This window comes from Nocardia sp. NPDC051052, assembly GCF_044456045.1.
Classification (GTDB): domain Bacteria; phylum Actinomycetota; class Actinomycetes; order Mycobacteriales; family Mycobacteriaceae; genus Nocardia.
On record NZ_JBITFL010000010.1, the window covers coordinates 272,059 to 298,892 of the forward strand.

A 26,834-nucleotide genomic window follows, 5' to 3' on the forward strand; every position below is an offset into this window, starting at 1 on the left:
TCTCCCTTTTATTGCTTTACGGTGGAAGTCCGGTGCCGGTCACCGCGCCGCGGCATCGCGCATGCCGCGGGTGCCCACGGCGACACAGACAAGCAGGGCGATGAGGGCGCCCGCGAAGCCGGCCATCGCGATGCGGGTGTCGACGAATTGTGTTGCGACGCCCATGCCGATCACCGGAATGATCAAACCGGCGTTGCCGATGAGGAAGAGTCCGGCGGCCGCCTCGCCGCGTTTCGCCGGAGCGGCGGCACGCACGGTACGTGCGACGGCGGATTGGATAAGGACGCCGGCTCCGGCTCCGCTCAACACGCCGGCCGCCAAGAACAGCACAAGATTGCCTTGGAGCACGGCGGCCACCAAGACGCCCGATCCGATGATGGTGCCGATCAGTCCCGCCACGAGACGGGGCAGCACCGGTAACGCCATGGCCGCGTGCTGAGCGACGGGCGCGCTGCCGAACACCAGGAACACCACGGCACCCGCCAAAAATCGCGAGGACTGCCCCAGCGTCCCGGCCAGGAAAACGGGGGCCAGCGAAGCGAACAGGCCGAATGCCGCGAACGCGGCGAAGATGCTGCCCGCCGCGACGACCCAGCCGAGCCTGGATCCGATGACAGACACGCGCTGCGGGCGGTACGCCGGGCGTAGCGACCGCGGCACGGACACAGTTTCCGGGACGAACCAGACCAAGGCCGCGATCACCAGGACCAGGAACACCGCGAAAACCACGAACGAGGTCCGCAGCGGCCACGGCGCCCACTGGGTGAGCACGCCCGCGACCAGCGCGCCAACCCCGAGTCCGCCGATATTGGCTGCGGGCGAGGCGATTTCGAAGCGTCGCACGCCGTCGCGCGGTCGGGCGAGCACGTGTAGTTCGTGCAGGTACGCGGTCGCGGTCGCGGTGATCGCGCCGACGCCCAATCCGGTGATCAACCGGCCTGCGATCAGCAGGGGCAGCTGCGGCGGCAGGAGGAAGACGACGGCGGCCAGCACCTCCACGGAGATCGCGATGGTGAGCACTCGCCGCCTGCCGATCCAATCCGACACGTGCCCGACGGCGCACAGGCTGAAGATGACGCCCGCGCCGTAGACGGCGAAAATAATGGTGAGCGTCAACGAAGACAAGCCGAGTTGCTCGGCGTAGAGCGGATAGAGCGGCGTCGGCACCATCGAGAAGGCCACGGCCGCGCAGAACGCCACGGTCACCACCCAGAAGCCGATGTTGTGTTTGCCAGAGTCCGGCTGTTCGGCGGAGGCCGCCGACTTTTCCCGGTGGTCGATGGACACAGTCATTCGCATGCGCTCTTTCCCGAGGAATCGCGGCGGTCGGTCTGGCCCCGCCGACTCCATGGTCGAGGCTGCGAACATGCACGTCCAACGATTCATTCTGCTATCAACTATCACTCGATGAGATAGTTGGCCGATGGATCTCAGGCACCTCGAGTACTTCGTCGCCGTCGCCGAAGAACGCAGTTTCACCAGGGCGGCATCGCGACTGCACGTGGTCCAATCAGCGGTGTCCGCCGCCATCAAGACGCTGGAACGGGAACTCCGCATCGAGATCCTTCGACGCACCTCCCGCGAGGTAGCACTGACCGAAGCCGGGGCCGTCCTGCTGCCTCGGGCACAGGCGATCCTGGACAGCGTGCGCGCGGCGACCGACGCGATCGACGGTGTCCGCGGCACGGTCGGCGGGGAAGTCCGGTTGGGGCTGATGTCCTCGGTGCCCTGGCTCGACCTGCCCACCGTGCTCGGCCGGATGCACGCCGAGCACCCCGAGGTGCGGCTGCGGTTGAGCCACCGCCCCGGCGGCTCCCGGGAACTCGCCGCCGCCGTGGTTGCCGGGGAGGTGGATCTGGCAATCCTTTCCGAGCCAGGCCCCTTCGGCCGCAAGCTCCGGCTGACCGAACTGAAGTCCTTCCCGATGCGCCTGCTCGTCCCGGCCGCCCACCCGCTCGCCGGACGGCGCTCCGTGCGGCTGGACGAACTGGAGGGAGAGACATTTGTGGACTTTTCCGAGGGCTTCGGCAGCCGGGCCGTGGTCGACCGCGCGTTCGCCTCGGCCGACCGGACCAGGAATGTCTCCATCGAACTCGGCGACGGCCGCGTGGTCACCGACTACGTACGCCAGGGGCTCGGCATCGCGATCCTGCCGTCGGCGTTCGCCCAAACGGACCCGGCGGTCAGGTCCCTCGCCCTCACCGGAAGTGGTGGTCTCAGCTGGCGCATGTGCCTGGCGGCGCCGCGGGACCGGCAACTCGGGACCGCGGCGCAGGTCTTGTCGACCATGGTGCTCGAAGCACTGGAGAGCCACCCGAATCCGGCTCTCTCTTCCAATGATTCCTGGACCCGGTGACCACTAAGGCCTGTTGTCAGCACCCGAACCCGTTGTGGCAGTTCACCGGAACATGGCGAGGTGCTCGGCTGAGCGCCTTGATATGTGACGTTGCCGAGATCGGCGACGACCAGCCACGGTAGCCGCGAACGCCAGCGTGGCGACACGGTGTCAGGTGCGTGTCAGGTCGGTGTCAGTCTGCCCGGCGAAAGTGTGTACATCGAACAAAACGGCACTGACACAGTGCCACAACCGATTTCGAGGAGTAAACGCCATGTCCAGCACCATCACCCGCACCGACCAGGACAACAGCACCCTGCGGACCGCCGCCTATGGAGCCGTCGCTCTGATGGCCGCCGCCGGTGCTCCGCACAAGGGCATCACCCACGGCTCCAACGCCCTGACCTCGGCGACAGGACTGGTCGGGCATGTACTGTCCGCCAAGTCCAAAGACATTCACCTGCCGGGCAAGTCGGTCGCCGAACTTGCCGACACCGTACTGCCGAGTCTGACCGCTGCCATGCATCTGCTCGGTGAGCAATACCCTGGCGAGGCCGACAACTTCCGCGACACCGTCCTCATCGCCATCGAATCCGCCGTCGCGCCTCGCAAAGGCGAGCCGAGCCCCGCTGTGGCCGCGATGGCTCGCAAGATTACCGCGGCCCTCGACGCCTGACGAATGTGCCGCTGGCACAGCAGAATTGGTCGCGCGGTCCACGCTGGACCGCGTGCTACCAGGGAACCTGAGTGCCGTCCCAGGATAGGAACTGGCCGGACGGTCCGTCATCCGGCAACAGGGCCAGGCGGACCGCTCCCGTGGCGGCCTCGGCCGGGTCGCCCTCGCTCGCCGCGGCACGCGCATTGAGGTTGGTGCGGCGCAGGCCCGGCGCCAGCGCGTTGACCTTGATGCCGTCGTCGCTCAACGCGTGGGCGTAGAAGATCGTCAACGCGTTGAGGGCAGTTTTGGATGAGCGGTAGGCCGCGTGGGAACCCCTGTGCGGGAACTGCGGGCCGACTGCCCAGGTCAACGAGCCGGTGCCGCTGGAGATGTTGACGATTCGGGCGTGCGCGGAGCGGCGCAGCGCGGGGAGGAAGGCATTGGTCACCGCGGCCGGGCCGAACACGTTGGTCTCGTAGACGCGGCGGAAGGTGTCGGTGTCGACCAGGTCCGGTGTCGCGTCTTCGCTGGAGATCCCGGCGTTGTTGACCAGCACGTCCAGGGCGTCGACGGCGAGCGCGGCCGCGTCGATGCTCGCCGCGTCGGTCACGTCGAGGAGCAGCGGACGCGCGTCCCCGCCGAGTTCGGCCACGGCTTGCTCGCCGCGCTCGGCATCACGGGCACCGACGTACACCGTCAGGCCGGCCCGCACCAACTGGCGGGCGATTTCTTTGCCGATACCGGTGTTCGCGCCGGTGACCAGAGCAATCAGTTTCTGCATACCGCTCAGCCTGCCGCCGTCGGCCGGGGGCAACCAGGCACAATCGATGCCAGGACAAGGCGACGTCCCGACGATCTCGCAAGGAGGTACCGATGGCCGGTGCCGAACTCGCCCGTTTTCTGCGCGACCGCAGGCACCGGTTGCGGCCCGGCGACGTGGGACTGCCGCCCGAGCCGCGACGGCGCACCCCCGGCCTGCGTCGGGAAGAAGTCGCCGAACTGGCCTGTATGTCGGTCGACTACTACGCCCGGCTGGAGCAGGCACGCGGCCCGCGCCCCTCGGCGACGATGCTGGCTGCCATGGCGGGCGCGCTGCGCCTGTCCGCCGTCGAGCGGAACCACCTGTTCCAGTTGGCGGGCCTGGTGCCGAACGCGCCCGCCGAGGTCCCCCGCCGAGTCCGGCCGCATGTCAGCGACCTGCTGTACCGGATGCCGGACACCGCGGCCATCGTCACCGCGGCCAGTTACGACGTCATCGCCTGGAACCCGCTCGCCGACGCGCTGCTCGGCAACCTGCACGCCCGGCTCAACCTGGCCCGCAGGCGATTCCTGCGGCGCGACGAGATGCTGACCACCGGCCACGAGGAGTTCGGCGAGATCGCGGTGGCTCGGCTGCGCGCCGCGGCCCACCGCTACCCCGACGACGCGCCGCTGGCCGCCCTGCTGGCGGAGCTGCGGGCGGGCAGCACGGAGTTCACCGAGATCTGGTCCACCAATCCGGTGCGCACCGCGGGCCACCGGGCCAAGACCATGCACCACCCCGAACTCGGTGCGCTGCAAGTCAACTGCGACATCCTCACCGTTCCCGACGACGATCAGCAAGTCGTCTTCATCACCGCCGACCCCGGCACCCCCACGGCCCGCGCCCTGCACCACCTCGGCGCCGCGGGCTGAAAACCGAATCGACACGCCAGCCCGAGGGCGGGTGGCCCTGGGCCGTGGCTTTCGGTGCTGGAATGGCTATGCCATCCGGAATCTCTGCGGCAACGAATGCGTGGGTGTGCGGTGTAGCGGCCGGTTTGAGCCGACCGCTACCGGACGCACACCCACTTCATCCGACGAGAGGGAAGATTTCTGTGCGGAAATTCCTTGGTACGCTCGCACTTTCGAGTGCTATCGCGCTGCTCGTGGCACCTATCGCGCACGCCGAATCTTCCGACGGCGACGCGAATGTCGCAGTATTCAAGGTGTCCCACATCGATGGTTCCGTTATCGCCGCATATGACTGCACCCAGGGCGACACGGCGACGATCGAGGTCAAGGTGGCCTATGCGAACGGGCCCGAGCACAGCGGGAAAACCGAGAACCTGAAATGCAGCGGGAAACCGACCTTCACCACCATCGAGACCGATCTTGGCCCAGGTACGCACGGCAACAAGGTCAATAGCAAGATCAGCATCAAGGCCACGCCGCCCGAGGGATCCCTGGATTCCGACCTCGTTGTCAATGGATCGTCGTCGATGAATCCGGCCGACGGGAGCCCGGGGTAGCCAGGGAACAGGCCGCACGGCGGCTCGGCGGCAATCAGCGACGCAGTCGAACCTCCGTGCGCCACAACCAGATCGATGCGATCAATGAGATGACGGTTGCGCCGGTGAGCCACCAGAAGGCCTGGCGGAAACCGGCGTCGATGGGCAGGCCCGCGGCGGCTGATCGGTAGAGGACCACGGCGAGCAGTGCCGCGCCGATCGAACCGCCGACGCGCTGCAGGATGTTCACTGTCGACGCCGCATCGGAGAGTTGATCGCGGTGGACCGCGGCGTAGGCGGCGGCAACGACCGGGATGCCGGTCAACGCCGTGCCGATGCCGCGGGCCAGCAGCAGGATTTGGATCCCCACGACGTTCATCGACGCGTCACCGAAGGCGAACGGGACGGTTACCAGCACAGACAGCGCGTTGCCGACCATGGCGACGACCCCGCCGCCGTACCGATCGGTCAACCGGCCCGCGATCGGCAGCGCGATGATTCCGCCGAAACCGAAAGTGGCAAGGGACAATCCGGTCACGATCAGGCTCTGCCCGTGTAGCAGCTGAAAGTACAGCGGCAGCAACAGCATCGAGCCGAACAGCGAGGCACCGTTGAAGAAGTTGGCCGTGTTGGCGGCGCTGAACACCGGGCTGCGGAACATGCTGACGTCCAACAGTTTCGGCCCGCGACCGCGCATCGACCGCAGCACATACCCGACCATCGCGACCGCACCGAGCAGCACCGGCAGACTCACCGTCGGCGCGAACAGCTCACCTCGACTACCGAATTCGCCGAGTCCGTAAACCAGCAGCGACAATCCGGCCCCGATCAGTGCGAAGCCGACGAAATCGAATGTGCCCGCGTCCGATTTCTCGATACGCGGCAGCACCCGCAGTGCCAGCACCAGCGCGACGAGACCCAACGGAATGTTGATCAAAAACAGCCACTCCCAGGGAAGTTGGGCCAGCATCACGCCGCCGACGGTCGGCCCGATGGCGGGCGCGGCCACCACCGCGATACCGACCACGCTCATCACGCGTCCCAGCCGATGCGGCCCGGCCACCTGCCCGATGATGGCCTGCCCCGCGGGCACCAGCACCCCGGCGGTCAACCCCTGCGCGATGCGTAATGCGATGAGCCACCCGACATTCGGCGCCAACGCGCACAGCCCGGAGGTGATCGTGAATCCGATTAGCGCCCCGATCCAAACCCGATCCAGGCCGAATCGCCTGCCGAGCCAGCCGACCAGCGGCAAGGTGACCGCCAGCGCGAGCAGATAACCGCTGGCGATCCACTGCGCGCTGTCGAGGGTGGCACCGAGATCAGTGGCGATGGTGTTGAGCCCGACGTTCACCAGCGAGGTGTCCAGCATGCTCATTACCGCGCCGAAGACGAGGACGCCCGCGACCCGCCAGACCCCGGCGGGGATGGCGTCGAGTGCGGGCTCGGCGGCCGGCACCGCCGTTCGAGTATCCGACATGGACCCTCCGAAATTAGTAGAGTAGTGAGATTGTGGAGGTTATCAACAATCTTGCTCCTCAACAATAGTTAGAATGTCGGAATGCCCGATGACCACCTGCATCCCCGCGGCCTGCTCCGCTTCCCGACCTACGCCCTCGGCAAGCTGCATAAGGCCGTGCATGCCGAACTGGGCGCGTCGCTGCGCGACCATTGGGTGCTGACCTGCCTCGAAGAATTCGGCGAACTGTCCCAGCAGCAGGTTTCCGAGTCGCTCGGCATCGACCGCAGCGAGATGGTTCGGCTGATCGACGGCCTGGAGCAGGCAGGTCTGGTGGTCCGGGTGCGCGATACCGACGACCGCCGTAAGTACCGGCTGACCATGACGCAGGCAGGCAAGGCCCACTGCGCACAGACCGACGCACAGGTAGCACGCGCCACCGAACGAGTGCTCGGCCGTCTCGACGCGCAGGAGCGGCGCACCCTGCATCAGCTCGCGCTCAAGGCGATCGGCGAGGAGCCCGACGCGGCGGGCTGAGTGGACGGCCCTACTCGGGCTGAACCAAGTCGCGGGCGTAATTCGCGGTGGAGCGCTGGTATCGCGGCAGATGCGGGGCGAGCGCGCCGAGGGCCAGGGCGAGTGCCTCGCGGTCGCGGCCGAGGGTGGACAGGCACAGCGCCAGGAACGCGCGGACGGCGTCGTCCAATTCGTCGGAGCGGGCAGTGAGTTCCTCGGTCAAGAGCTCGACGCCCTCTTCAGCCCGGCCGATGTTTCGCAGCGAACTCGACAGCTGAATCGTGGCCTGCCGCCGCGGGCTACCGTCGAGCCCGCGGGCCAGCGCCGCGCGGTACAGCGGAATCGCCTTGTCCGAGTGGCCTGTCGAATCCCAGGCGCCCGCCTGCTCGAAGGGGCCGAGTGGGTGGTCGCTCGGCAACTCGGCGACCAACACGTCGATCACCGCGCGGAACTCGTCCGCATGGGCCTCGTCGTAGTCGTCGAAGGTGTCCCAGGCCGCGGCTACCCGCTCTGCCCAATCTTGGTTCACGCTGCCCACTTTCGCACAGATCACCGGTGGCGACGGGACACCGTCAGTAGGACTGCAATTCGATCAGGGTGCCGTCGGGATCGCGCAGGTGGGCGGTGCGCAGACCGGGACCCCACTGCGCGCGGTCGGTGGGCGGGGCGACCACGATCGCGCCGTGCCGGACGCACAAGTCCAAACCCGCGTCCGCGTCTGTGACGCGGCAGACGAACATGACCGTGTCCTGGGTTGGGGCGGATTGCGCAGGCAGCGCGGTAGTTCCCGCTACCTCGGCCATGGCGGCGCGGTCGAACAGGATCAGGACGGCTTGCTCGTCGACGTCCCAATTGGCGTACTGCCCCGCGGCGGTGCCCTTGATCAGCTCAGCGCCGATCAGGTCCGGCAGCACGGCGGCGTAGAAGGTGAAGCAATCGGCGAAGCGGGTGACGAGCAGTCTCGGGTGCAGAGCGTCCACGATGTCCTCCATATAGTAGGTGCGGGCCTATTGTAGGTCTGGACCTACAATAGGCCGATGGACGCCGAACGCGCATTGCCGCCGAGCCTGCTCGGGCTGGATATCTATCTGCTGTCGCGGGTCGGCAAGGCGGCACGCGGCCGGTTCGCGGACCGACTGGCGGCGCGCGGACTTCGCCTGTGGCACATGGCAATACTCGCCGCCCTTGCCGACTTCGGGCCGCACGCACAGCGCGATCTGGCCGAGCGTCTCACCATCCACCCCAGCGATGTGGCCAAGATCGTCGACGAACTCGCTACCGCTGGACAGGTCGAGCGCACGCGCGACGACAGCGATCGACGGCGGATGACCGTGCGCGTCACCCGCACCGGCCGTACCGCCCTGACCGCACTGAGCGAAGAGGCGCACCAGGTCGGCGACGATATCCTCGCGCCGCTGAACCCGAAAGAGCGCGTCCAACTGTCCGACTTGATGCGCCGCGTCTTCGACCACGCTTACCCGCCCGCCTGACCGGACACTAGTGCGAGCCGGTTACTCGGAAGCCTTTGGGGACCAACCACACCGCGACGACAGCGACAGTTGTGACGATGGCCGCGGAAACGTACGCGGTGGTCGTGAGAGCTACATCGAAGGCGTGCCGAGCGGCGTCGAGCACTTGCTCGCGGGTCGCATTGTCCAGGCGCCCAGCCACTTCCACGGCGCCCCCGATGGATTCCCTTGCCTCGTCCAGGTTTTCGCCACGCAGGGGCAGCCCGATCATGTTCTCGGTGAAAACGCGGCCGTGAATACTGCCCAGCAAGGCGACACCGAGGCCGATGCCCAGTTCATAGTTGGTTTCCGAGACCGCACCGGCCTGCCCGGCGCGTTCCGGCGGCACCGCGGAGACCAGGACGGCGGCGGCCGCGGTGATCGCCAGGCCGTCGCCGAGGCCGAAGGACGCGAGCACCAGTGCGACAACGGGATACGTGGTCGGCTCGGGGCTCAGCGCCAGCCCGAGGAAACCGATGGCCAGCGCACCGAGCCCGATCGCGAGCACGGCGCGAACGCCTATGTGCTGCATCAACCACGGGGTCGCCAGCGACGCGACCAGCAGGGTCAGCGCCGACGGCAGGGTGCGCAATCCCGCCTCGGACGGTGAGTAGCCGTGTACGTACTGCAGCCACAGCGAGATCAGGAACAGCGCGGCACCGATCGCGAGCATGGCGAGCAACGTGGCGAGCGCGGCGGCGGCGAAGGCGCCGTTACGAAACAGCCGCACATCGAGCAGTGGATCGGCGGCGGCGAGCTGGCGGCGGGCGAACCAGCCGAGCAGCAGCACACCGAGCACCAGGATCACCCAGTCCACCGGATCGGGCGTGCCCTTCGCGACATGCTTGATGCCCCATGCCAATCCGACGATGCCGGCAATGGACAGCGCGGCGGCCAGCCAATCGAGCGAACCCGATTGTGGCGCACGATATTCCGGCAGCAGCCAGGCGCCGACCGCCACGGTGAGCACGACCACCGGCACGTTCAACCAGAACGCCGAGGCCCAGCCGAACTGCTCAACCAGCACGCCGCCGACGATCGGGCCGATGGTCGCGCCCGCACCCGCCACCGCGGCCCAGATGCCGATCGCGAGGGTGCGCTCCCGCACGTCGGTGAAGATGTTCCTGATCAACGACAAGGTCGACGGCATCACCATCGCGCCGCCGACGGCGAGCAGCACTCGCCCGGCGATCAACTGCCACGCGCTGTGCGACGTCGCCGCCACCACCGAGGCCACGCCGAAGAGCACGAAACCCATCAGGAACAGCAACTTTCGGCCGACCCGGTCACCGACCGCCCCGGTGGTGATCAGCAGGCCGCCGAGCACCAGCCCGTAGACGTCGATGATCCACAGCTGCTCGAGCTGACCAACCCGCAGATCGGCGATCAGCGACGGTAGCGCGACGTTCAGAATGGTGGCGTCCATCGCCACCAACAGCAGGCTGGCGCACAGCACGGCGAGCATCACCCACCGCACGCCGCCTACCGTCGACGTGTCGCCCTCCGGACCAGGCACGCTCGCAGCCATCCCGCCTCCTCGCTCGCCCCAACCCAGCATCCACCGCGCTCTAGCAAACACCAGGTAACCGCGCCGACCGCTACCCGACCAACAACGGCTAGCGGAGGGCTTGGTCGATCAGTAGCCGGGCGGCGCGGTCGGTGCGGTCGACCTCGCCGGTGATCAGGCGATCCTGGAGGATGCCGCGCAGGCCCGAAACGAGCAGTGTCGCAACGAGTTCTGGATCGTCGACGGACGGCAGTCCGCGCAGCCCGTCGGCAAGCGAGTCGACGAAGGTCGCGACGGCGGTCTTGGCGTACTCGGCGTACGGGCTGTGCGCGGCACAAGACGCGCCGAGGACCTGCAGCATCACCCGGACGCTGGTACGGCCTTCGCCGGCGGTGTTGGCCCGCCAGAATTCCCACAGCCGCGCGCGCAGCTGGGCGGCATCGGCGACCTCCGAGAACAGCGCCGCGAGGTCGGGACGCTGCGTGCCCAGCGCCTGGACCAGCAGCTCTTCCTTGGTGGTGAAGTAGTAGATCAGCATGCGCGAGCTGGTGCCGAGCTCGGCGGCGAGCGGCCGCAACGACAGCTCCGCGAGGCCGTGGTCGGCGATATAGCGCACCACGGCGGCCAGCAGGTCGGCGCGTTTCGCGTGGTCGAGGGGGCGAGCCATGAGTTGACTGTAGCGACTGGTACAGGTATCCATGACATCGTGACTGTAACAATCGCTTCAGAAACTCGGGATTCCGTCGTCGTCACCGGCTACGCGGCCAGCACATCGCTCGCCGAGGACATGGATACGACCTGGTCGGAGTTGCTGCTCGGGCACAGCGGCATCGGCGTGCTCGCCGAGGACTTCGTCGCCGAGTACGACCTGCCGGTCCGCATCGGCGGGAAGCTGAAGTCGCATCCCGGCGAGCGGTTGACCAGGATCGAACAGCGACGACTGTCCTATGTCGAGCAGCTGGCGCTGGTGCTCGGCCGCACGGTCTGGCAACGGGCCGGCGCTCCGGAGCTGGACGGCGAGCGGCTCGCGGTTGCCATCGGCACCGGGCTCGGCGGCGGGGACGCGCTGATCAACGCGGTCGACGCGATGCGGGCCGGTGGTTATCGGAAGGTGTCGCCGATGTCGGTGCCGATGGTGATGCCGAACGGGCCCGCCGCCACCGTCGGCCTCGAAATCGGCGCCAAGGCAGGCGTTTTCGCGCCGGTATCGGCGTGCTCGTCCGGCTCGGAGGCGATCGCGCAGGCCTGGCGGCTGATCAGCACCGGCGAGGCCGACGTCGTCGTCACGGGCGGCGTCGAGGGCCACATCCACGCGGTGCCCATCGCGAGCTTCGCCATGATGCGGGCGATGAGCACCCGCAACGACGAACCGGAGCGGGCGTCCCGGCCGTTCGATCGAGACCGGGACGGATTCGTCTTCGGCGAGGCGGGCGCGCTGCTGGTGCTCGAGTCGGAGCGGCACGCACGGGCCCGCGGCGCCGAGATCCACGGCCGGGTGCTCGGCGCGGGAATCACCTCCGACGCCTATCATATCGTCGCCTCGGAACCGGCGGGTGTCGGCGCGGCGCGGGCCATGCGTAAGGCGATACAGACAGCGGGACTTCAGGTTTCGGATATTCAGCACATCAACGCGCACGCGACCTCAACCTCGATCGGCGATGCGTCGGAGGCAAACGCGATCGCCGCCGTGGCACCACATGCCTCGATCTACGCCCCGAAATCCGCACTGGGCCATTCGATCGGCGCGGTGGGCGCCCTCGAATCGCTGGTCACCATGCTGACGCTGCGTGACCAAATCGTCCCGCCCACCTTGAATCTCGACAATCGCGATCCGGAGATCGACCTGGACATCGTCAGCGGCGCACCACGCAAGCAGCGGATCGACTACGCGCTGAACAATTCGTTCGGCTTCGGCGGCCACAACGTAGCGCTGGCCTTCGGCCGGGTCTAGTTCCGCCGACAGCACCGGCCGGAATCCGGCACCCGAAACCGTCGTTGCAGAATTCGTAGACCGTACACCTCGCAGACCCCGCTTTCTCGCCTCCCGGGACTAGCGGTCAGGGGCGAGCCGAGATCTGCTGGACGGACCAGCCGTTGCCGTCGGGGTCGGCGAAGAAGAGAAAGCCGACGTTGTCGAGCGGGTCGGCAACGTCGGACGGGTTCGCGCCGAGCACCTGGATGTCACCCACGTCGACCCCACGAGATACCAACTCGGCGTGCGCCTTTCGGATATCGGGCACGACCAGTTGCAGACCCTTCAGCGAGCCGGGCACCATCTTCGGGACGGCACCCTCGCCGATCACGATGGAGCAGCCGGAGCCGGGCGGGGTGAGCTGCACGATGCGCATCCCCTCGCCGGGCACCACGTCGTGGTCGACGGCGAATCCCAGTTTTCCCGCGTAGAAGTCCTTCGCCCGGTCGATGTCCGACACCGGGACGATCACTACCTCCAACGTCCAGTTCATAGCGAGTCCTTTCGCGATTGGGGTATTTCTACCAGCGCGAACCGCGCGGCGGGCGAATTCGCCGACTCGGCGCGACGGCTCATTGCCGCCGCTCCCAGCGCCAAGCGAACTCGCCCGCCTTGGGCGGGGGGCCGGGCAGATCACCGTCCACGGACAGGCCGGCCACCAGCATGGCCAGCACGCGGCGGCGCAACTGTGCCGTGCGGTCCGGATCGGGCATCAAGATGGCCGCGCACGATTCCAGGATGAGACCCAGATCCTCGGAGGTGACCCCCGGGCGCAGCCGGCCGGTGGCCTGCGCGCGGCGCACGATCTCGTCGTTCGCCGCGCCCGAGTGCCTGACCTCGGGCAGGATCGAATCGTCCGGGGTGAAGGTGCCTGCCAGGTGCACCGTCAGCGAGTGCACGTCGGCGTCGACGACCCGCTCCAGGAAGCCGACCAGCCCCTGCCAGCCGTCCGAATCAGCCAGCGCGGCATCGGCTTCCGCGTTGTAGCGGCGCAGCCCGTCGTAACAGAGGGTGCGCAGCAGGACTTCTTTGCTCGGGTAGCGGCGATACAGCGCGCTGATCCCCACCCCCGCCCGCTCGGCGACGGCGGCGATCGGGGCATTGGCGTCGGCCAGGAACACGGCGCGCGCGGCATCGAGGATCAGCCCGTCGTTGCGGGCCGCCTGCGCCTTACGGCCGGGCAAGGCCTTCTGAGCTGGAGCTTCGGGTGGTTTCGGCATGAGTTCAGAATAACACTTGAAACGGAACGATCCGTTCTGTTACTGTTCAAACAGAACGAAGCATTCCGTTTCACAAGGAGATCGCCGTGAGCAGCATCAAGCCCTTCCAGATCAACGTCCCGCAGGCCCAGCTCGACGACCTGTCCGACCGGCTGCGCCGCGCACTGTGGCCGAACGAGCTGCCGGGCGTCGGCGACTCCTACGGCGTGCCCGGCGATCGGGTGCGCGCTCTCGCGCAGTACTGGCTGGAGAGCTTCGACTGGCGGACGGTCGAGGCGAAGCTGAACGCCTACCCGCAGTTCACCACCGAGATCGATGGCGAGAACATCTACTTCCTGCACATCCGATCGGACCGTGCGGACGCGATGCCGGTGATCCTCACCCACGGCTGGCCCGGTTCGGTGCTCGAGTTCCTCGATCTCATCGAGTCGCTGACCGCGCCGGCGTCGGCCGAGGACCCCGCCTTCCACGTGGTGATTCCCGCGCTGCCCGGGATGGGCTTCTCCGGTCCGACGCACAGCACCGGGTGGACCATGCGGCGCGTCGCCAAGGCCTGGATCGAGTTGATGGATCGGCTCGGTTACCAGCGCTTCGGCGCGATCGGCAACGACGGTGGCTCGATGGTCTCCCCCGAGATCGGTCGCATGGTGCCGGACCGAGTGGTGGGTGTCCATGTGACGCAGCTGTTTTCGTTCCCGTCCGGCGATCCGGCCGAGTTCGTCGACCTGTCGCCGGAGGATCTGGCGGCGCTGGCGCACCTGAAGTGGTTCCAGGACAACAAGATGGCCTTCAATATCCTGTGCAGTCAGCAGCCGCAGACGCTGGCCTATGCGCTCACCGACTCGCCGCTGGGCCTGTTGGGTTGGAACGCACAGCTTTTCGGCGAGAGCCTGGACGCCGAGTTCGTCATCGCCAACGTCGCCCTGTACTGGCTGACCGGCACCGCCGCGTCCTCGGTCCGGTTCTACTACGAGGAGGCGCACAGCACCGACCGCCCGACCGGCCCGACCACGACTCCGACCGCGCTGGCCATGTTCAAGGGCGATTTCCAGTCGATCCGCCGGTTCGCCGAGCGGGATCATCGCAACATCGTCAGCTGGAATTCCTACGACGCGGGCTCGGTGATCGGCGGCCCGAACGATGCCGCGGGTCACTTCGCCGCGCACGAGGCGCCCGAGCTGCTGGTCGGCGACATCCGGCGCTTCTTCGCCAAGATCGGCTGAGTCCGCACCCGAGGCCCGCACCCGCACGCCGGGTGCGGGCCATCGACCAATGGAAGGTGATGTGCTGGATACCAATTCGGCCGGTCGCGCGCTCGTCGGCCAGGATGCCGTGCGCATCTCGCTCGGCGCGGGCCGCAAGGGCGCGATCCGGGCCGAGGGCACCCTCGCGGTCGTCACGCGTGCTCGTGCAGCTCGCCCCAGGCCGGGAACGGGTCGGGGTACCGGGACCATTCGGCGGGACCCTCGGCGAATTCCGCGTCGGTCAGCAAAGCGTTGTCGAGCAATGCACGAACCTTTTCCCGATCGAGCTCGATGCCGATGAAGACGATCTCTTGTCCGGCAGGCACTTCCAGCGTCGACCACCAGGCGGCGGGCTCGAAGACGAGATTGGGCCCGGCCTGCGACCAGACGGCCGCCAGGGTAGCCCGGCTGGCGATCCAGCAGAAACCCTTGCTGCGCAACAACCCTCGCAGTTCGCCGAGTGCCTCGGAGAGGCGCTGCGGATGGAACGGCCGATCCGCGAGGTAGGTGAGGCTGCGGATGCCGTACTCCTCGGTCTCCGGCGTATGCCCGCCCGCCAGTTCCTCTTCCCAGCCCTCGGCCTCGGCGGCGACCACCGGGTTGTACCTACCGGTGCCGAGCACCTCGGCCAGTTCGACGACACCATTTGTCGTCCGCAGCACGTGCGCGCGCGGATTGAGCTTGCGCACAGTCGCTTCCACCGCACCGGCGGCCGCCGCGCCGACCAGATCGGTCTTGTTCACCAGGAGCACATCGGCGAATTCCACCTGATCCACCAGCAAGTCGGCAATGGTGCGCGCATCCCCTTCGCCCGCTTGCAGATTCCGCTCGGCCAGCGCCTGCCCCTTGGCCACCTCGGCGAGGAAGGTGGACGCGTCGACCACCGTCACCATGGTGTCCAGTCGCGCGATGTCACCGAGCTTGAACCCGTCTTCGAACTCCCAGTCGAAGGTCGCGGCCACCGGCATCGGCTCGGAGATGCCGGTCGACTCGATCACCAGCTGATCGAATCGGCCCTCACGCGCCAGCCTGCCCACCGCCTCGATGAGGTCCTCGCGCAGCGTGCAGCAAATGCAGCCGTTGGTCAGCTCGACCAACTTCTCCTCGGTGCGGTCGAGCTGACCCTGGCCCGCGACGAGCGCGGCATCGATGTTGACCTCGCTCATGTCGTTGACGATGACCGCGACCCGGCGGCCCTCCCGGTTGGCGAGGATGTGGTTGAGCAGGGTCGTCTTGCCCGCACCGAGGAAACCGGACAGCACGGTGACGGGGAGGAGGTCGGAGGTCGGTGAGGTGATCATCTCTTAATGATAATGGTTTTCATTTGTCACTAGCGCGCGGGTTACCGGTTGCGCGTGGCGGCGCGGGCGAACGGTCGTAGGGTTTGTCTCGTGAAGCTGCTGCCATTGACCCCCGACGGGCAGACCCCCGTCCGGGTGCTCACCATTGCCGGGACCGACTCCGGTGGAGGCGCCGGAATCCAGGCCGATACGCGCACCATGGCCCTGTGCGGGGTACATGCCTGCGTGGCCGTCGCGGCGGTGACCGTGCAGAACTCGAAGGGAGTCAGCGACTTCCACGAGATTCCGCCGCACATCGTGGCCGGTCAGGTGCGCGCCGTGGTGACCGATATCGGCGTCGGCGCGGTCAAGACCGGCATGCTGGCCTCGACCGCGATCATCGAGGCCGTCGTCGACGTCTGCCGGGAGGTGGGCATCGGCCGTGCCGGGCGGATTCCGCTGATCGTCGATCCGGTCGCGGCCTCCATGCACGGCGACCCGCTGCTGCACGAGGAAGCGCTGGACGCGGTGCGGCACACGCTGTTCCCGCTGGCGACGGTGGTCACGCCTAACCTCGACGAGGTCAGGCTGATCACCGGCATCGACGTCACCGACGACGCGTCGGCCCGCCTGGCCGCGCGGGCCCTGCACGACCTCGGCCCGCAGTGGGCGATCGTGAAGGGCGGGCACCTGCGGTCCTCGGAATACAGCACCGACCTGCTTTTCGATGGCGACGAGTTCCTGGAGTTCACCGCGCCGCGGATCGGCACCACCAACGACCACGGCGGCGGGGACACCCTGGCCGCGGCGACCGCGTGCGCGCTGGCCAACGGCTACTCGGTGCCCGAGGCGGTGGAGTTCGCCAAGGAGTGGACCTACCGCTGCCTCGCCGCGTCCTATGATCTCGGCGCGGGCCACGGCCCGGTGTCCCCGCTCTGGCGTTTGCACAGCGACTGACCGTCGGAATCCGCCGATTCCCCACTTCAAAGAACTTTCAGGGAACCGATTCTTGTCGGTGGGTGCTGAGACAATAGCGGTGTCGCACACGCGGTTGGCCGCAATGACGCAGCCGACTAGAACAGCGCGGTTCGGGTAGCTGCGACGACAGCTTCAGCGCGGACCCAGGTCTGCGGATCTAGGCGTTATTCGCCGGAAAAGGCAAGGTGCAGTGGGAGATCAGTGTCGATGACGATGCCGTTGAGCCGGGCATTGGCCGCCGTGAGCGCGGCGATGGTTTCGGCGAGATAGGCGACGAACTTCTCGATCGGCATCGGCTGCGTCTTCAACCGGTTCGCGCCGAGCCACCAATCGGTGGCCGAGCCGACCGCGCCGAAGATCGAATAGATGACGAGTTCGACGCTGTCCACGTCGACCACCTTGTCGGCGGCCAGCTCCGCGAACAGGTCGGCAGCCCGCTTCGCCGACTGCCGAGCGGATTGCAGCGCGCGTTCGGAATCGTCGGACTGCTGCGCGAAATGACTGTGCAGCATGAAGCGGAAGACGTTGGGGTGCGCCGACACCACCAGCGCATACTCCGCCGCCCCGCGGCGCACCAGTTCGTGCGCCGAGTCGTTGGTCAGGTCGACGCCGGAGATCAGCTGCTCCCACAGCATGTCGCGGACCCGATCGACGATGGCGTTGTATAGGTCGGTCTTGTCTTCGAAATGCCGGTACAGCTTGGGTTTTGCCGCGCCGGCCTCCTTGGCGATATCGCCCATGCTGACCTCGGGCCCGAATTTGTCCAGCGCGCGAAACGCCGCGTCGACGAACTCCTCGCGCACCTTCAGCCGGTGCTCACGCCAGCGCTCCGTGCGTGCGTCGACGCGCTTGCGTGGCACCTCGTCTGTTTTCCGGCCGCTGCGCATCACAATTCCGGATGCTACCTGCTACCAGCGGTACCGATGACCGAGTCGAGGCGTTGACATCGGATGAGGCGTGGGACACACTCGGAAAATACACGGAACCGGTGGTATTGGATACTTAGCATAGAGAGCCGGTGGGGACGATGACGTCCGCGATCCACACCCGCGTCCTGATCGTCGGCAGCGGGTTCTCCGGCCTCGGCATGGGCATCGCGCTCGACGACGCGGGCATCGACGACTACCTCATCGTGGAGAAGGCCGACGAGATCGGCGGCACCTGGCGGGACAACACCTATCCCGGCTGCGCCTGCGATGTGCCGACTCTCCTGTATTCGTATTCTTTTGAGCCACGCACGAATTGGCGTCGACTGTTCTCCGGTCAGCAGGAGATCTTCGACTACCTGAAGGACGTGGCCGACAAGTACCGGCTGCGCACGCACATTCGCTTCCACCAGCTGATGGATCACGGGTACTGGGACGAGGGTGAGCTGCGCTGGCACGCGTTCGGCGCCGACGGACAGGAGTATGTGGCGCAGTTCCTCGTGTCCGCGGTGGGGGCGCTGCACATTCCGAGCGTTCCGGAGTTCCGCGGTAGCGCGGACTTCACCGGTCCGGCGTTTCACTCGGCGCAGTGGGAACACGGCGTCGAGCTCGCGGGCAAGCGCGTCGCCGTGATCGGAACCGGTGCCAGCGCAATTCAATTCGTGCCGGAGATCGTCGGCGACGTGGCGGAGCTGACGGTGTTCCAGCGCACGCCGCCGTGGGTGCTGCCGCGCGCCGATGTGGAGTTCTCGGCGCGGTTTCGGCGTGCGCTCGGGCGGGTGCCCGGCCTGCGGCTCGCACTGCGCAATGGGATCTACTGGGGTGCCGAGGTCGGCGGGTATGCGATGAACTGGCGACCCGCGCTGCTGAAGGTGCTGGAGCGGGTCGGCAGGCGGCATATCGAGCGGCAGATCGCCGATCCTGTACTGCGGAAACAGGTTACGCCGGACTACCGGGCGGGGTGTAAGCGGCTACTCGGCTCCGACACCTACTATCCGGCACTCGCCGACCCCAAGACCGAGCTGGTCACCGACCGCATCGATCATTTCACCTCGGACGGCATCGTCACCGCCGATGGCGTCGAGCGCAAGGTCGATGTGATCATCTATGGCACCGGCTTTCACGTCATCGACTCGTTCAAGAATCTGCCGATGGTAGGTCTGCGCGGCGTCGACCTGACCGAGCGCTGGGACCGCGAAGGCGTGCAAGCGCACCGCGGGATCACGGTCGCGGACATGCCCAACGCGTTCTTCCTGGTCGGCCCGAACACCGGCCTCGGCCACAACTCGATGATCTTCATGATCGAGGCGCAGATCCACTATGTGCTGCAGGCGATTCGGCAGGTGCGCGAGCAGGGCGCGGTCGCGCTGGCGCCCCGGCGCGCGGCGCAGGATCGATTCAATGCCCGGCTGCAAGTCGGGCTGGCGCGCTCGGTGTGGAACACCGGCGGCTGCCAGAGCTGGTATCTGGACGAGCACGGGAACAACCGCACGCTGTGGTCCGGGTTCACCTGGCAGTACTGGCTGCAGACCCGGCGGCTCGACCCCGCGGAGTACGAATTCTTCAGTCCCGCACCGACTTCACCGACACGTCCCACCGTGGTCTTGGCAGACCGTCCGGCACAGACATATCCCACAGCCCTGACCAACGGCCGACCGATCCCAGCCCATAACCCCGAGGACGTTCAGTGAAGAACTTCAAAGACAAAGTCGCCGTGATCACCGGGGCAGGCTCCGGCATCGGCCGGGGGCTGGCTTTAGAGCTCGCCAAGCGCGGCGCCGAGCTCGCGCTGTCCGATATCAACACCGAGTCGGTCGCCGATACCGCGGGCCGCTGCGAAAAGCTCGGCGCCACCGCCATTCCGTACGAGTTGGACGTGGCGCACCGGGCGGCGGTGTACGCGCACGCCGCGGCTGTACGGGGCGAGTTCGGGCGGGTGAACCTGGTCTTCAACAACGCGGGCGTCGCGCTCGGGGCCGACGTCGAAGACATGGAATGGGACGACTTCGACTGGCTGATGAACATCAACTTCTGGGGCGTCGCGCACGGCACCAAGGCCTTCCTGCCCGATCTCATCGCGTCCGGCGACGGCCACATCGTCAACGTTTCCTCGGTGTTCGGCCTGGTCGGCGTGCCCTCCCAAAGCGCATACAACGCGGCCAAATTCGCGGTGCGCGGGTTCACCGAGGCGCTGCGGCAGGAGATGCGGATCGCCCGGCATCCGGTCGGTGTCACCTGCGTGCACCCCGGCGGGGTGAAAACGAATATCGCGGTGAGCGCACGCGGCATCCCCGACGACGTTGACCTCGAGACGTTGCGCCGCGGCTGGGACGCACTGACGCTGACCAGTCCGGGTGCGGCGGCGAAGATCATCCTGCACGGCGTCGAGAAGAACAAGGCGCGGGTGCTGATCGGGCCCGATGCCAGGGTCTTCGACATGATCCCGCGCCTGCTCGGCCCGGCGTACGAGGACCTCGGTGTCCCGTTGTATCGGGCGGGCAAGCGGACGGCCGCGCGGTTCGGTATCGCGCTGTAGGCCTATCGCCGCCGGGCCGCGCGGGGAGGCACCGGCGGTGGCGGGATCAATCGGCCCGCGGTGGTGCGGGAGCCGGCCTGCTTGAGCCGCTCTAGCACCGGCGTGAGCTCGAAGCTGTGCACGCCATCCAGGGTCGCCATCTTGGTGGTCACGTAGTGGTACAGGTCGTCGGCGGTGTCCGCGGTCAGCACGGCGAAGATGTTGAACGGCCCGGTAACCGCTGCGGCATAGGCCGTTTCGTCGTGCTCGGCCACGGCCCGGCCGACGGCGTCCAGCTGTGCCGGCGCGACACGGAGCCAGAGAAAGGCGGAGAGGCTGGATCCCAGTGCGGCAGGGGCGATGTCGAGATCGAAGTAGAGGATGCCCGCCGCCTGCAGAGCGGCGATCCGGCGCGCCACCCGGCCGATGCTCATGCCGGTGGCGCGAGCCAGGACCGAGAAGCTGGCGCGTCCGTCGCGGGCCAGCAGCTCGAGCAGTGCGCCGTCCTCGTCGCGCAGCCGCATATCCGACTCCGCGTAATCCGTTGCCGCCATGCTCTTCTCGCCGGTCAGCACCGACTGCCTGCCGCGCCAGTCGAGCACACCTGGCCCGACGAAGCGGTGCAGAATCATCGCGGCCGCTATGTCGTGCACCGGCGCGGTGCGCTGCAACCGCTGCACCAGTAGGTCGTCGCGATCCTGCGGTGTGCGCGGGTGCAGCGAAAAGTTCACCTCGGCACCGGCCGCCGCGATGCTGACCCAGGCGGCATCGTCGCGGCGGGCCAGCGCTTCGGCCACCTGCCGCGCGCCATCCGGACGGCAGTGCACCCGGATGATCCAGTCGTTCTCGCCGACCGCGCGGGAGTCGACCGCGCCGATCACCCGGACCACCCCGTCGCGGCGTAACCGCCGGTAGCGACGGGCGACGGTCTGCTCCGCGACGCCGAGTTCGGCGGCGACCCGGTTGAACGAGACGCGCGGGTCCAGCTGCAGTGCTTGCACGATCCGCGTATCAACGCCATCCAATGTGGAGTTTTTGCCCGTTTCAGTGGCACCCATAAGGAGGAAATCTACGCTCGCCGCGCAGGAGGGCGACCATCCTCACTATTTCTGCGGATACTCGACGCCGTCTCACGCTCACGAATCTTCAGAGAGGACAACGGCTTTGCGTAAATGGCTGCCGCTGCTGACGGTGTGTCTCGGCACCTTCATGCTGCTGATCGACGTCACCATCGTGAACGTCGCACTACCTGACATGCGCAACGACCTGGACGCGTCGTTCAGCTCGCTGCAATGGGTGGTCGACGGGTACGCCCTCGCCATGGCGGCGCTCATGCTCGGAGCGGGCTCGATCGCCGACCTGGCCGGGCATCGACGGACCTACCTCGCCGGATTGGTGCTGTTCGCGATTTCCTCGCTGATCTGCGGTATCGCGCCGAATCCGACCGTGCTCATCGCGGCGCGGGTGCTGCAGGGCATCGGCGCGACCACCATGGCGTGCACCACCTTCGCCCTGTTGAACAACTCGTACGCCGGACGGGACCAGGGCACCGCGTACGGCGTCTGGGGTGCCGTCGCGGGCGCGTCCAGCGCCATCGGGCCGATCATCGGCGGCGTGCTCACCGATCTCGCGTCCTGGCGCTGGATCTTCTTCGTCAACCTGCCGGTCAGCGCGGTGGCGGTGGCGCTGTGCGTGTTGGTGCTCGCCGATGTCGAGCGGCCCCATCGCAGCCGGGTCGACGTGGCGGGCATGGCGTCGTTCACCGTCAGCGCCGCGGCGGCGACTTACGCGTTGATCCGGGCGAACGAACACGGGTGGTCGAACGCGGTCACCTGGTGGCTGTTGCTGGTCGCCGTGGCGGCACTGGTCGTCTTCCTGATGGTCGAACGGGCCTCGGCGCAACCGATGCTCGATCTGGCGCTGCTGCGGGACCGGTCCTTCGTCGGGGTGCTCATCGGCGCCGGTGCGTTGTTCTTCGGGGCGTTCGGTGCGCTGATGTACACCCAGATCTGGCTGCAGTCGGTGCTCGGATTGAGTGCGATTCAGGCCGGGGCGGTGGGACTTCCGTTGTCCGTCATGGCATTTCTGGTGTCCGGCGGCATCGGGCGGTTTCTGCACGGCGAGCACCGCGGCCGGATCATCGCGGGCGGGCTCTTCGCGACCGGGATCGGCGGCGGGCTCGGCGCGCTGCTCGTGCACGGCGGAGCCGGTTGGGTGGCGCTGGTTCCCGGCTTCCTGGCCGTCGGCCTCGGGGTCGGCTTGGCCACCGCGACGTTGAGTTCGGCGGCGATGGCGGCGGTTCCGTGGCAGCGGGCCGGAATGGCGACGGGGGCGGTGAATACCGCGCAGCAGTTGAGTTTCGCGCTCGGGATCGCCACGCTGGGCAGCGTATTCACCACGCGGGCCGCGAATGTGCTTGCCGATCGCGGGGTCCCGGATGCGGAGGCCGCGGCGCGGGCCATCGGGGGCGGTCAGTCCGGGATGTTGGTGCAGCAGGTTCCGGCGGAAGCGCGGACCGTGCTAGAGGAGGCGGTGCGTGCGGCGGCCGCGGCGGGTGTACAAGGCACGCTCGCGGTCAGCGGCGTCGTCGCGCTCGTCGGCGGCGCACTCGTGCTGCTGCTGATGCGGCGACGCGACCCGGTGCAGCAGGTCGTCGAAGAGGCGGAGGTACTCGCCTGATTCGCCGGAATTCCAGGTCGGCTGCCTGACCTTGCCTGTCGGCGGCCGACCACGGAACAATCCGCTGAGCGAGGGGGGACCATACGCCTCGCTCAGCGGCGGTCAGCGCTTTTTCGGATCGAGGATGGTCTGGTCGGGAGCGGACTTCAGCTTCTTGTCCGTGCGCTTCTCCTTGAGAGACTTCCCGGACTTCTTCGACATCGAGCTGCGCGGAGACTTGTCGGACAAACGTGGTCCTTTGCTCGGAGGACCTGAACGGTCCCGCTACCCAGACGGTACGCTACGCCCGCGCACGCCGGGACCGATCCGCGCTGGTCGCCGGGCCCCCAGGAACCTCACAGCTGGGGCCCAGCTCCGTGACAACCGGACCACCGAGGGTGGTTCTTATGACCGAGACTGTGACCGTCGCGGCGGCGGAATTAGCCGAGACACCGGGTACGCCCGTGCTTGACGTGGTGATACCGGTCTACAACGAAGAGACCGACCTCGGCGTGTGTGTGCGCAGGTTGCACGCGTATCTGCGCCAGGGGTTCCCGTTTCCGGCGCGGATCACGGTAGCCGACAATGCCAGCACCGACGCTACCCTTCAGGTCGCCGAGCTGCTCGCGGCGGAACTGGACGGCGTGCGGGTGCTGCATCTGGACGCCAAGGGCCGAGGGCGGGCGCTGCGCGCCGCCTGGGAGGCTTCCGATGCCCAGGTGGTCGCCTATATGGACGTCGACCTGTCCACCGATCTGAACGCGCTGCTGCCGCTGGTGGCACCGCTGATCACCGGGCATTCTGATCTGGCGATCGGCACCAGGCTCAGTTCCTCGTCGCGGGTGGTGCGCGGGCCGAAGCGCGAGATCATCTCCCGCTGCTACAACCTGTTGCTGAAAGCCTCACTGCAGGCCCGCTTTTCGGATGCGCAGTGCGGGTTCAAGGCGATGCGCAGCGACGTGGCGCGCAAGTTGCTTCCGCTGGTGCGCGACGGGGAGTGGTTCTTCGACACCGAGCTGCTCGTGCTCGCCGAGCGGGCCGGGTTGCGCATCCACGAGGTGCCGGTGGACTGGATCGACGATCCGGACAGCCGCGTCGACATCGTCGATACCGCCCGCAAGGATCTGCGGGGCATCGGGCGGCTGACGCGGGCGCTGGCCACCGGCGCGTTGCCGCTGGAGGAATTACGTCGCGCGGTAGGGCGCGAGCCGCTGGTGCCGGGGGTGCCGCTCGGGATGGTCGGCCAGCTGGTCCGATTCGCGATTGTCGGTGTGCTGAGCACGCTGGCCTATCTGCTGCTTTACGTTGTGCTGCAATCGTTTACCGACGCACAGGTGGCCAACTTCCTGGCACTGCTCGTTACCGCGGTGGCCAATACCGCGGCCAACCGGGCGTTCACCTTCGGCGTGCGCGGGTCGACCGGCGCGGTGTCGCATCAGTTCCAAGGATTGGTGATCTTCGGGATCGGGTTGGCGTTGACCAGTGGGTCACTGTTCGCCCTGCACCATTGGGCGCCGGACGCGCCGGTGCACCTGGAGTTGCTCGTGCTCGTGCTGGCCAATCTGCTGGCCACCATTCTGCGGTTTGTCGGGTTGCGGTGGGTTTTCCGGAATGCCCCGAATCCGGCGCGGCGGACGGCGATCTCCGTGCAGCCCGATGCGGTCGAGACCGACACCGTGATGGCGCTCGGCAGCGAGGGTGGTGCTCGATGACCGCGACACTGGCGCCGCCTACCGCGGCACCGGCGGCACCCGAGTCCGAGGCCAAGACTCGGTGGGAATACCCGGCTTTGGCGGTGCTGCTGATCGGCACCGGGATCGCGTACCTGTGCAACCTGAGCTCGAGCGGCTGGGCTAATTCGTTCTATTCCGCCGCGGTGCAGGCGGGTTCGGTGTCGTGGAAGGCATTCTTCTTCGGCTCCTCGGACGCGGCGAACTCGATCACCGTGGACAAGCCGCCCGCCGCGCTGTGGTTGATGGAGCTGTCGGTGCGGGCGTTCGGGCTGAACAGCTGGAGCATCCTGGTGCCGGAGGTACTGCTCGGGGTCGCCAGCGTCGCACTGCTCTGGGCGACGGTGCGCAGGCCGTTCGGGCCAGCGGCCGGGCTGCTCGCGGGGCTGGTGCTCGCGCTGACTCCCGTTGCGGTGCTGATGTTTCGGTTCAACAATCCGGACGCGCTACTGGTGTTCCTGATGATCGCCGCGACGTGGGCGATGACCCGCGCGGTCGAGGACGGCCGCTGGCGGTGGCTGGTGCTCACCGGAGCGCTCATCGGATTCGGCTTCCTCACCAAGCAATTACAGGTGCTGCTGGTGGTTCCGCCGCTGGCACTGACCTATCTGATCGCGGGCCCGCCCAAGCTCGGCAAGCGCGTCCTCCAGCTGCTCGCCGCAGGTGCCGCCATGGTGGCGGCCGCAGGCTGGTGGCTGCTCGCGGTGGAGCTGTGGCCCGCCTCGTCGCGACCGTGGATCGGTGGGTCGCAAAACAATTCGATCCTCGAACTCACCCTCGGCTACAACGGACTCGGCCGTCTCACCGGCGACGAGAGCGGCAGCGTCGGCCCAGGCGGTGCTGGGCTGCCTGCCGGCGGCAACGGCATGTGGGGTAGCACCGGCATCACCCGGATGTTCGAGCCCGCGCAGGGCGGTCAGATCGCCTGGCTGATCCCGGCCGCGCTGGTGGCACTGGTCGCCGGAATCCTGTTGCGCGGCAAAGCCGCCCGCACCGATCGACAGCGGGCCGCGCTGATCCTGTGGGGCGGTTGGCTGTTGGTGACCGGATTGACCTTCAGCTTCATGGCGGGAATCTTCCACCAGTACTACACCATCGCGCTGGCTCCGGCGGTCGCCGCACTAGTCGGGATCGGCGCGGTACAGCTGTGGCGGGAACGGCAGCGGCTGTGGGTGCGGTTGATGCTCGCGCTCGCGGTCGGTCTCACCACGGCGACCGCGTGGATGTTGTTGTCCCGCAGCGCCCATTGGGTGCCGTGGTTGCGATGGACGGTGCTGGTTGTCGGCGTACTCGCGACGATCGCCGCGCTCGTGCCCGCGCCGAGAAAGCTTGCCATCGTCTCCGCGCTGGCCATCGCGGTCACCGGACTGGCCGGGCCGACCGCGTACGCCGTCGACACCATTGCCACCTCGCACGCGGGCGCGATCCCTTCGGCGGGACCGAATGTCGGACGATTCGGCATGTTCGGTCAGCGGCCACCGTGGGCCGAGGGCATGCCCGGTGGTCCCGGCGGCCCGCAAGCCGACGGCCGCAATGGCGGTCACGCACCCAACGGTGGGCGTCCAGGGAACGGCCAGCCAGGACTGTCACCCGGCATGGGTCCGCAAGGCGCCATGCCAGGAGCCGAGGCGATGGGTGGCATGGGCGGCCTGCTCGGGGCGGGCAAGCCGAGCGACAAAGTGGTTTCGCTGCTCGAGCAGAACGGCACCGACTACACCTGGGTCGCCGCCGCCACCGGTTCGAACAGCGCCGCGGGTTTCCAGCTGGCCACCGAGCTCCCGGTGATGCCCGTCGGCGGCTTCAACGGCAGCGACCCGTCCCCCACCCTCGACCAATTCAAAGAGTATGTGGCCCAAGGGAAGATCCACTACTACGTCGGCAGCGGCCGAGAAGGCGGCGGCCGGGACCACAACTCCGGGACTCCGTCCACCAGCTCCCAGATCTCGCAATGGGTGCAGGAGAACTACACCGCCACCGAGGTAGACGGAGTCACCCTGTACGACCTCACCACGCACTGAGACAAAAGTTCCGCACCGCCCGCAGATTGTGCGGGCGGTGCGGAACTTTGTGCGCCGTTGG

The 26,834-nt window shown here is 67.6% G+C and carries 27 protein-coding genes; 14 read left to right on the top strand and 13 right to left on the bottom strand.

What is annotated here, in order from left to right:
• Window positions 1-39 precede the first annotated feature (39 nt).
• The gene (locus tag ACIBCN_RS31915) at window positions 40-1,293 is read right to left on the bottom strand and encodes an MFS transporter (RefSeq protein ID WP_396995404.1); all 1,254 of its coding nucleotides are present in this window, start codon (window positions 1,291-1,293) and stop codon (window positions 40-42) included.
• Between the two features lie 130 nt (window positions 1,294-1,423).
• On the opposite strand from ACIBCN_RS31915, the gene ACIBCN_RS31920 reads away from it, so the two are divergent.
• Together ACIBCN_RS31920 and ACIBCN_RS31925 are read left to right on the top strand one after the other, a co-directional pair.
• Window positions 1,424-2,356, top strand: coding sequence for a LysR family transcriptional regulator (locus ACIBCN_RS31920; RefSeq protein ID WP_396995405.1), 933 nt, complete (start codon window positions 1,424-1,426; stop codon window positions 2,354-2,356).
• A gap of 253 nt (window positions 2,357-2,609) precedes the next feature.
• Window positions 2,610-3,011 carry a hypothetical protein gene (locus tag ACIBCN_RS31925; RefSeq protein ID WP_396995406.1) on the top strand — a complete coding sequence of 134 codons (402 nt, stop codon included), beginning with the start codon at window positions 2,610-2,612 and terminating at the stop codon, window positions 3,009-3,011.
• Between the two features lie 55 nt (window positions 3,012-3,066).
• Here ACIBCN_RS31925 and ACIBCN_RS31930 read toward each other — a convergent pair whose 3' ends face one another.
• Window positions 3,067-3,774, bottom strand: a complete 708-nt coding sequence (locus tag ACIBCN_RS31930; RefSeq protein WP_396995407.1) for an SDR family NAD(P)-dependent oxidoreductase — start codon at window positions 3,772-3,774, stop codon at window positions 3,067-3,069.
• A 92-nt stretch (window positions 3,775-3,866) separates the two neighbouring features.
• Between ACIBCN_RS31930 and ACIBCN_RS31935 the strand changes: the two genes are divergently transcribed.
• Both ACIBCN_RS31935 and ACIBCN_RS31940 read left to right on the top strand, forming a co-directional pair.
• A complete protein-coding gene (locus ACIBCN_RS31935) occupies window positions 3,867-4,667 on the top strand; it encodes a helix-turn-helix transcriptional regulator (RefSeq protein ID WP_396995408.1) in 801 nt (266 codons plus the stop codon).
• 68 nt (window positions 4,668-4,735) lie between these two features.
• A complete protein-coding gene (locus tag ACIBCN_RS31940; protein ID WP_396995409.1) occupies window positions 4,736-5,263 on the top strand; it encodes a hypothetical protein in 528 nt (175 codons plus the stop codon).
• A 34-nt stretch (window positions 5,264-5,297) separates the two neighbouring features.
• Here the strand turns inward: ACIBCN_RS31940 and ACIBCN_RS31945 are convergent, their stop codons facing one another.
• Window positions 5,298-6,722, bottom strand: coding sequence for a DHA2 family efflux MFS transporter permease subunit (locus ACIBCN_RS31945; protein ID WP_396995410.1), 1,425 nt, complete (start codon window positions 6,720-6,722; stop codon window positions 5,298-5,300).
• 81 nt (window positions 6,723-6,803) lie between these two features.
• On the opposite strand from ACIBCN_RS31945, the gene ACIBCN_RS31950 reads away from it, so the two are divergent.
• A complete protein-coding gene (locus tag ACIBCN_RS31950; protein WP_396995411.1) occupies window positions 6,804-7,238 on the top strand; it encodes a MarR family winged helix-turn-helix transcriptional regulator in 435 nt (144 codons plus the stop codon).
• Between the two features lie 10 nt (window positions 7,239-7,248).
• On the opposite strand, the gene ACIBCN_RS31955 is transcribed toward ACIBCN_RS31950, so the two are convergent.
• On the bottom strand, window positions 7,249-7,746 hold the full coding sequence (locus tag ACIBCN_RS31955) for a tetratricopeptide repeat protein (protein WP_396995412.1): 498 nt from the start codon (window positions 7,744-7,746) through the stop codon (window positions 7,249-7,251).
• 43 nt (window positions 7,747-7,789) lie between these two features.
• The gene (locus ACIBCN_RS31960) at window positions 7,790-8,197 is read right to left on the bottom strand and encodes a VOC family protein (protein WP_396995413.1); all 408 of its coding nucleotides are present in this window, start codon (window positions 8,195-8,197) and stop codon (window positions 7,790-7,792) included.
• 57 nt (window positions 8,198-8,254) lie between these two features.
• Between ACIBCN_RS31960 and ACIBCN_RS31965 the strand changes: the two genes are divergently transcribed.
• A complete protein-coding gene (locus tag ACIBCN_RS31965) occupies window positions 8,255-8,707 on the top strand; it encodes a MarR family winged helix-turn-helix transcriptional regulator (RefSeq protein ID WP_396995414.1) in 453 nt (150 codons plus the stop codon).
• Window positions 8,708-8,714: 7 nt separating this feature from the next.
• Here the strand turns inward: ACIBCN_RS31965 and ACIBCN_RS31970 are convergent, their stop codons facing one another.
• Together ACIBCN_RS31970 and ACIBCN_RS31975 are read right to left on the bottom strand one after the other, a co-directional pair.
• Complete coding sequence (locus tag ACIBCN_RS31970) at window positions 8,715-10,253, bottom strand: MFS transporter (RefSeq protein WP_396995415.1); 1,539 nt, start codon at window positions 10,251-10,253, stop codon at window positions 8,715-8,717.
• An 88-nt stretch (window positions 10,254-10,341) separates the two neighbouring features.
• Window positions 10,342-10,899, bottom strand: coding sequence for a TetR/AcrR family transcriptional regulator (locus ACIBCN_RS31975; RefSeq protein ID WP_396995416.1), 558 nt, complete (start codon window positions 10,897-10,899; stop codon window positions 10,342-10,344).
• Window positions 10,900-10,938: 39 nt separating this feature from the next.
• Here ACIBCN_RS31975 and ACIBCN_RS31980 point away from each other — a divergent pair, with 39 nt between their 5' ends.
• On the top strand, window positions 10,939-12,183 hold the full coding sequence (locus ACIBCN_RS31980; protein ID WP_396995417.1) for a KasA/KasB family beta-ketoacyl-ACP synthase: 1,245 nt from the start codon (window positions 10,939-10,941) through the stop codon (window positions 12,181-12,183).
• A 106-nt stretch (window positions 12,184-12,289) separates the two neighbouring features.
• On the opposite strand, the gene ACIBCN_RS31985 is transcribed toward ACIBCN_RS31980, so the two are convergent.
• On the bottom strand, window positions 12,290-12,697 hold the full coding sequence (locus ACIBCN_RS31985) for a VOC family protein (RefSeq protein WP_396995418.1): 408 nt from the start codon (window positions 12,695-12,697) through the stop codon (window positions 12,290-12,292).
• 79 nt (window positions 12,698-12,776) lie between these two features.
• Complete coding sequence (locus ACIBCN_RS31990; RefSeq protein ID WP_396995419.1) at window positions 12,777-13,424, bottom strand: TetR/AcrR family transcriptional regulator; 648 nt, start codon at window positions 13,422-13,424, stop codon at window positions 12,777-12,779.
• Window positions 13,425-13,510: 86 nt separating this feature from the next.
• On the opposite strand from ACIBCN_RS31990, the gene ACIBCN_RS31995 reads away from it, so the two are divergent.
• Window positions 13,511-14,647 carry an epoxide hydrolase family protein gene (locus ACIBCN_RS31995; RefSeq protein WP_396995420.1) on the top strand — a complete coding sequence of 379 codons (1,137 nt, stop codon included), beginning with the start codon at window positions 13,511-13,513 and terminating at the stop codon, window positions 14,645-14,647.
• Between the two features lie 173 nt (window positions 14,648-14,820).
• Here the strand turns inward: ACIBCN_RS31995 and ACIBCN_RS32000 are convergent, their stop codons facing one another.
• Complete coding sequence (locus tag ACIBCN_RS32000) at window positions 14,821-15,969, bottom strand: GTP-binding protein (protein WP_396995421.1); 1,149 nt, start codon at window positions 15,967-15,969, stop codon at window positions 14,821-14,823.
• Between the two features lie 90 nt (window positions 15,970-16,059).
• On the opposite strand from ACIBCN_RS32000, the gene thiD reads away from it, so the two are divergent.
• The gene (gene thiD, locus ACIBCN_RS32005) at window positions 16,060-16,905 is read left to right on the top strand and encodes a bifunctional hydroxymethylpyrimidine kinase/phosphomethylpyrimidine kinase (protein ID WP_396995422.1); all 846 of its coding nucleotides are present in this window, start codon (window positions 16,060-16,062) and stop codon (window positions 16,903-16,905) included.
• A 185-nt stretch (window positions 16,906-17,090) separates the two neighbouring features.
• On the opposite strand, the gene ACIBCN_RS32010 is transcribed toward thiD, so the two are convergent.
• Entirely contained in the window at window positions 17,091-17,813 is a 723-nt protein-coding gene (locus ACIBCN_RS32010) for a TetR/AcrR family transcriptional regulator (RefSeq protein ID WP_396995423.1), read from the bottom strand.
• Between the two features lie 140 nt (window positions 17,814-17,953).
• On the opposite strand from ACIBCN_RS32010, the gene ACIBCN_RS32015 reads away from it, so the two are divergent.
• Both ACIBCN_RS32015 and ACIBCN_RS32020 read left to right on the top strand, forming a co-directional pair.
• Window positions 17,954-19,543 carry a flavin-containing monooxygenase gene (locus ACIBCN_RS32015; RefSeq protein WP_396995424.1) on the top strand — a complete coding sequence of 530 codons (1,590 nt, stop codon included), beginning with the start codon at window positions 17,954-17,956 and terminating at the stop codon, window positions 19,541-19,543.
• Complete coding sequence (locus ACIBCN_RS32020; protein ID WP_396995425.1) at window positions 19,540-20,388, top strand: SDR family NAD(P)-dependent oxidoreductase; 849 nt, start codon at window positions 19,540-19,542, stop codon at window positions 20,386-20,388. The genes ACIBCN_RS32015 and ACIBCN_RS32020 overlap by 4 nt, the downstream gene beginning before the upstream one ends.
• 2 nt (window positions 20,389-20,390) lie before the next feature.
• On the opposite strand, the gene ACIBCN_RS32025 is transcribed toward ACIBCN_RS32020, so the two are convergent.
• On the bottom strand, window positions 20,391-21,425 hold the full coding sequence (locus ACIBCN_RS32025; protein WP_396995426.1) for an Lrp/AsnC family transcriptional regulator: 1,035 nt from the start codon (window positions 21,423-21,425) through the stop codon (window positions 20,391-20,393).
• Window positions 21,426-21,531: 106 nt separating this feature from the next.
• Here ACIBCN_RS32025 and ACIBCN_RS32030 point away from each other — a divergent pair, with 106 nt between their 5' ends.
• Window positions 21,532-23,046, top strand: coding sequence for an MFS transporter (locus ACIBCN_RS32030; protein WP_396995427.1), 1,515 nt, complete (start codon window positions 21,532-21,534; stop codon window positions 23,044-23,046).
• A gap of 102 nt (window positions 23,047-23,148) precedes the next feature.
• Here ACIBCN_RS32030 and ACIBCN_RS32035 read toward each other — a convergent pair whose 3' ends face one another.
• Entirely contained in the window at window positions 23,149-23,274 is a 126-nt protein-coding gene (locus tag ACIBCN_RS32035) for a hypothetical protein (RefSeq protein WP_396995428.1), read from the bottom strand.
• Between the two features lie 158 nt (window positions 23,275-23,432).
• Between ACIBCN_RS32035 and ACIBCN_RS32040 the strand changes: the two genes are divergently transcribed.
• On the top strand, window positions 23,433-24,737 hold the full coding sequence (locus ACIBCN_RS32040; protein WP_396995429.1) for a glycosyltransferase: 1,305 nt from the start codon (window positions 23,433-23,435) through the stop codon (window positions 24,735-24,737).
• Window positions 24,734-26,773 (top strand): glycosyltransferase family 39 protein, encoded by a 2,040-nt coding sequence (locus tag ACIBCN_RS32045; RefSeq protein ID WP_396995430.1) that lies wholly within the window; start codon window positions 24,734-24,736, stop codon window positions 26,771-26,773. Before ACIBCN_RS32040 ends, ACIBCN_RS32045 begins: the two co-directional genes overlap by 4 nt.
• The last annotated feature ends 61 nt before the right edge of the window (window positions 26,774-26,834 follow it).

Bases quoted from the DNA above. Each gene is read 5' to 3' on its own strand.
- ACIBCN_RS31915 (WP_396995404.1), bottom strand. From the start codon at position 1,293: ATGACTGTGTCCATCGACCACCGGGAAAAGTCGGCGGCCTCCGCCGAA.
- ACIBCN_RS31920 (WP_396995405.1), top strand. From the start codon at position 1,424: ATGGATCTCAGGCACCTCGAGTACTTCGTCGCCGTCGCCGAAGAACGC.
- ACIBCN_RS31925 (WP_396995406.1), top strand. From the start codon at position 2,610: ATGTCCAGCACCATCACCCGCACCGACCAGGACAACAGCACCCTGCGG.
- ACIBCN_RS31930 (WP_396995407.1), bottom strand. From the start codon at position 3,774: ATGCAGAAACTGATTGCTCTGGTCACCGGCGCGAACACCGGTATCGGC.
- ACIBCN_RS31935 (WP_396995408.1), top strand. From the start codon at position 3,867: ATGGCCGGTGCCGAACTCGCCCGTTTTCTGCGCGACCGCAGGCACCGG.
- ACIBCN_RS31940 (WP_396995409.1), top strand. From the start codon at position 4,736: ATGCCATCCGGAATCTCTGCGGCAACGAATGCGTGGGTGTGCGGTGTA.
- ACIBCN_RS31945 (WP_396995410.1), bottom strand. From the start codon at position 6,722: ATGTCGGATACTCGAACGGCGGTGCCGGCCGCCGAGCCCGCACTCGAC.
- ACIBCN_RS31950 (WP_396995411.1), top strand. From the start codon at position 6,804: ATGCCCGATGACCACCTGCATCCCCGCGGCCTGCTCCGCTTCCCGACC.
- ACIBCN_RS31965 (WP_396995414.1), top strand. From the start codon at position 8,255: ATGGACGCCGAACGCGCATTGCCGCCGAGCCTGCTCGGGCTGGATATC.
- ACIBCN_RS31970 (WP_396995415.1), bottom strand. From the start codon at position 10,253: ATGGCTGCGAGCGTGCCTGGTCCGGAGGGCGACACGTCGACGGTAGGC.
- ACIBCN_RS31975 (WP_396995416.1), bottom strand. From the start codon at position 10,899: ATGGCTCGCCCCCTCGACCACGCGAAACGCGCCGACCTGCTGGCCGCC.
- ACIBCN_RS31985 (WP_396995418.1), bottom strand. From the start codon at position 12,697: ATGAACTGGACGTTGGAGGTAGTGATCGTCCCGGTGTCGGACATCGAC.
- ACIBCN_RS31990 (WP_396995419.1), bottom strand. From the start codon at position 13,424: ATGCCGAAACCACCCGAAGCTCCAGCTCAGAAGGCCTTGCCCGGCCGT.
- ACIBCN_RS32000 (WP_396995421.1), bottom strand. From the start codon at position 15,969: ATGATCACCTCACCGACCTCCGACCTCCTCCCCGTCACCGTGCTGTCC.
- ACIBCN_RS32010 (WP_396995423.1), bottom strand. From the start codon at position 17,813: ATGCGCAGCGGCCGGAAAACAGACGAGGTGCCACGCAAGCGCGTCGAC.
- ACIBCN_RS32015 (WP_396995424.1), top strand. From the start codon at position 17,954: ATGACGTCCGCGATCCACACCCGCGTCCTGATCGTCGGCAGCGGGTTC.
- ACIBCN_RS32025 (WP_396995426.1), bottom strand. From the start codon at position 21,425: ATGGGTGCCACTGAAACGGGCAAAAACTCCACATTGGATGGCGTTGAT.
- ACIBCN_RS32040 (WP_396995429.1), top strand. From the start codon at position 23,433: ATGACCGAGACTGTGACCGTCGCGGCGGCGGAATTAGCCGAGACACCG.
- ACIBCN_RS32045 (WP_396995430.1), top strand. From the start codon at position 24,734: ATGACCGCGACACTGGCGCCGCCTACCGCGGCACCGGCGGCACCCGAG.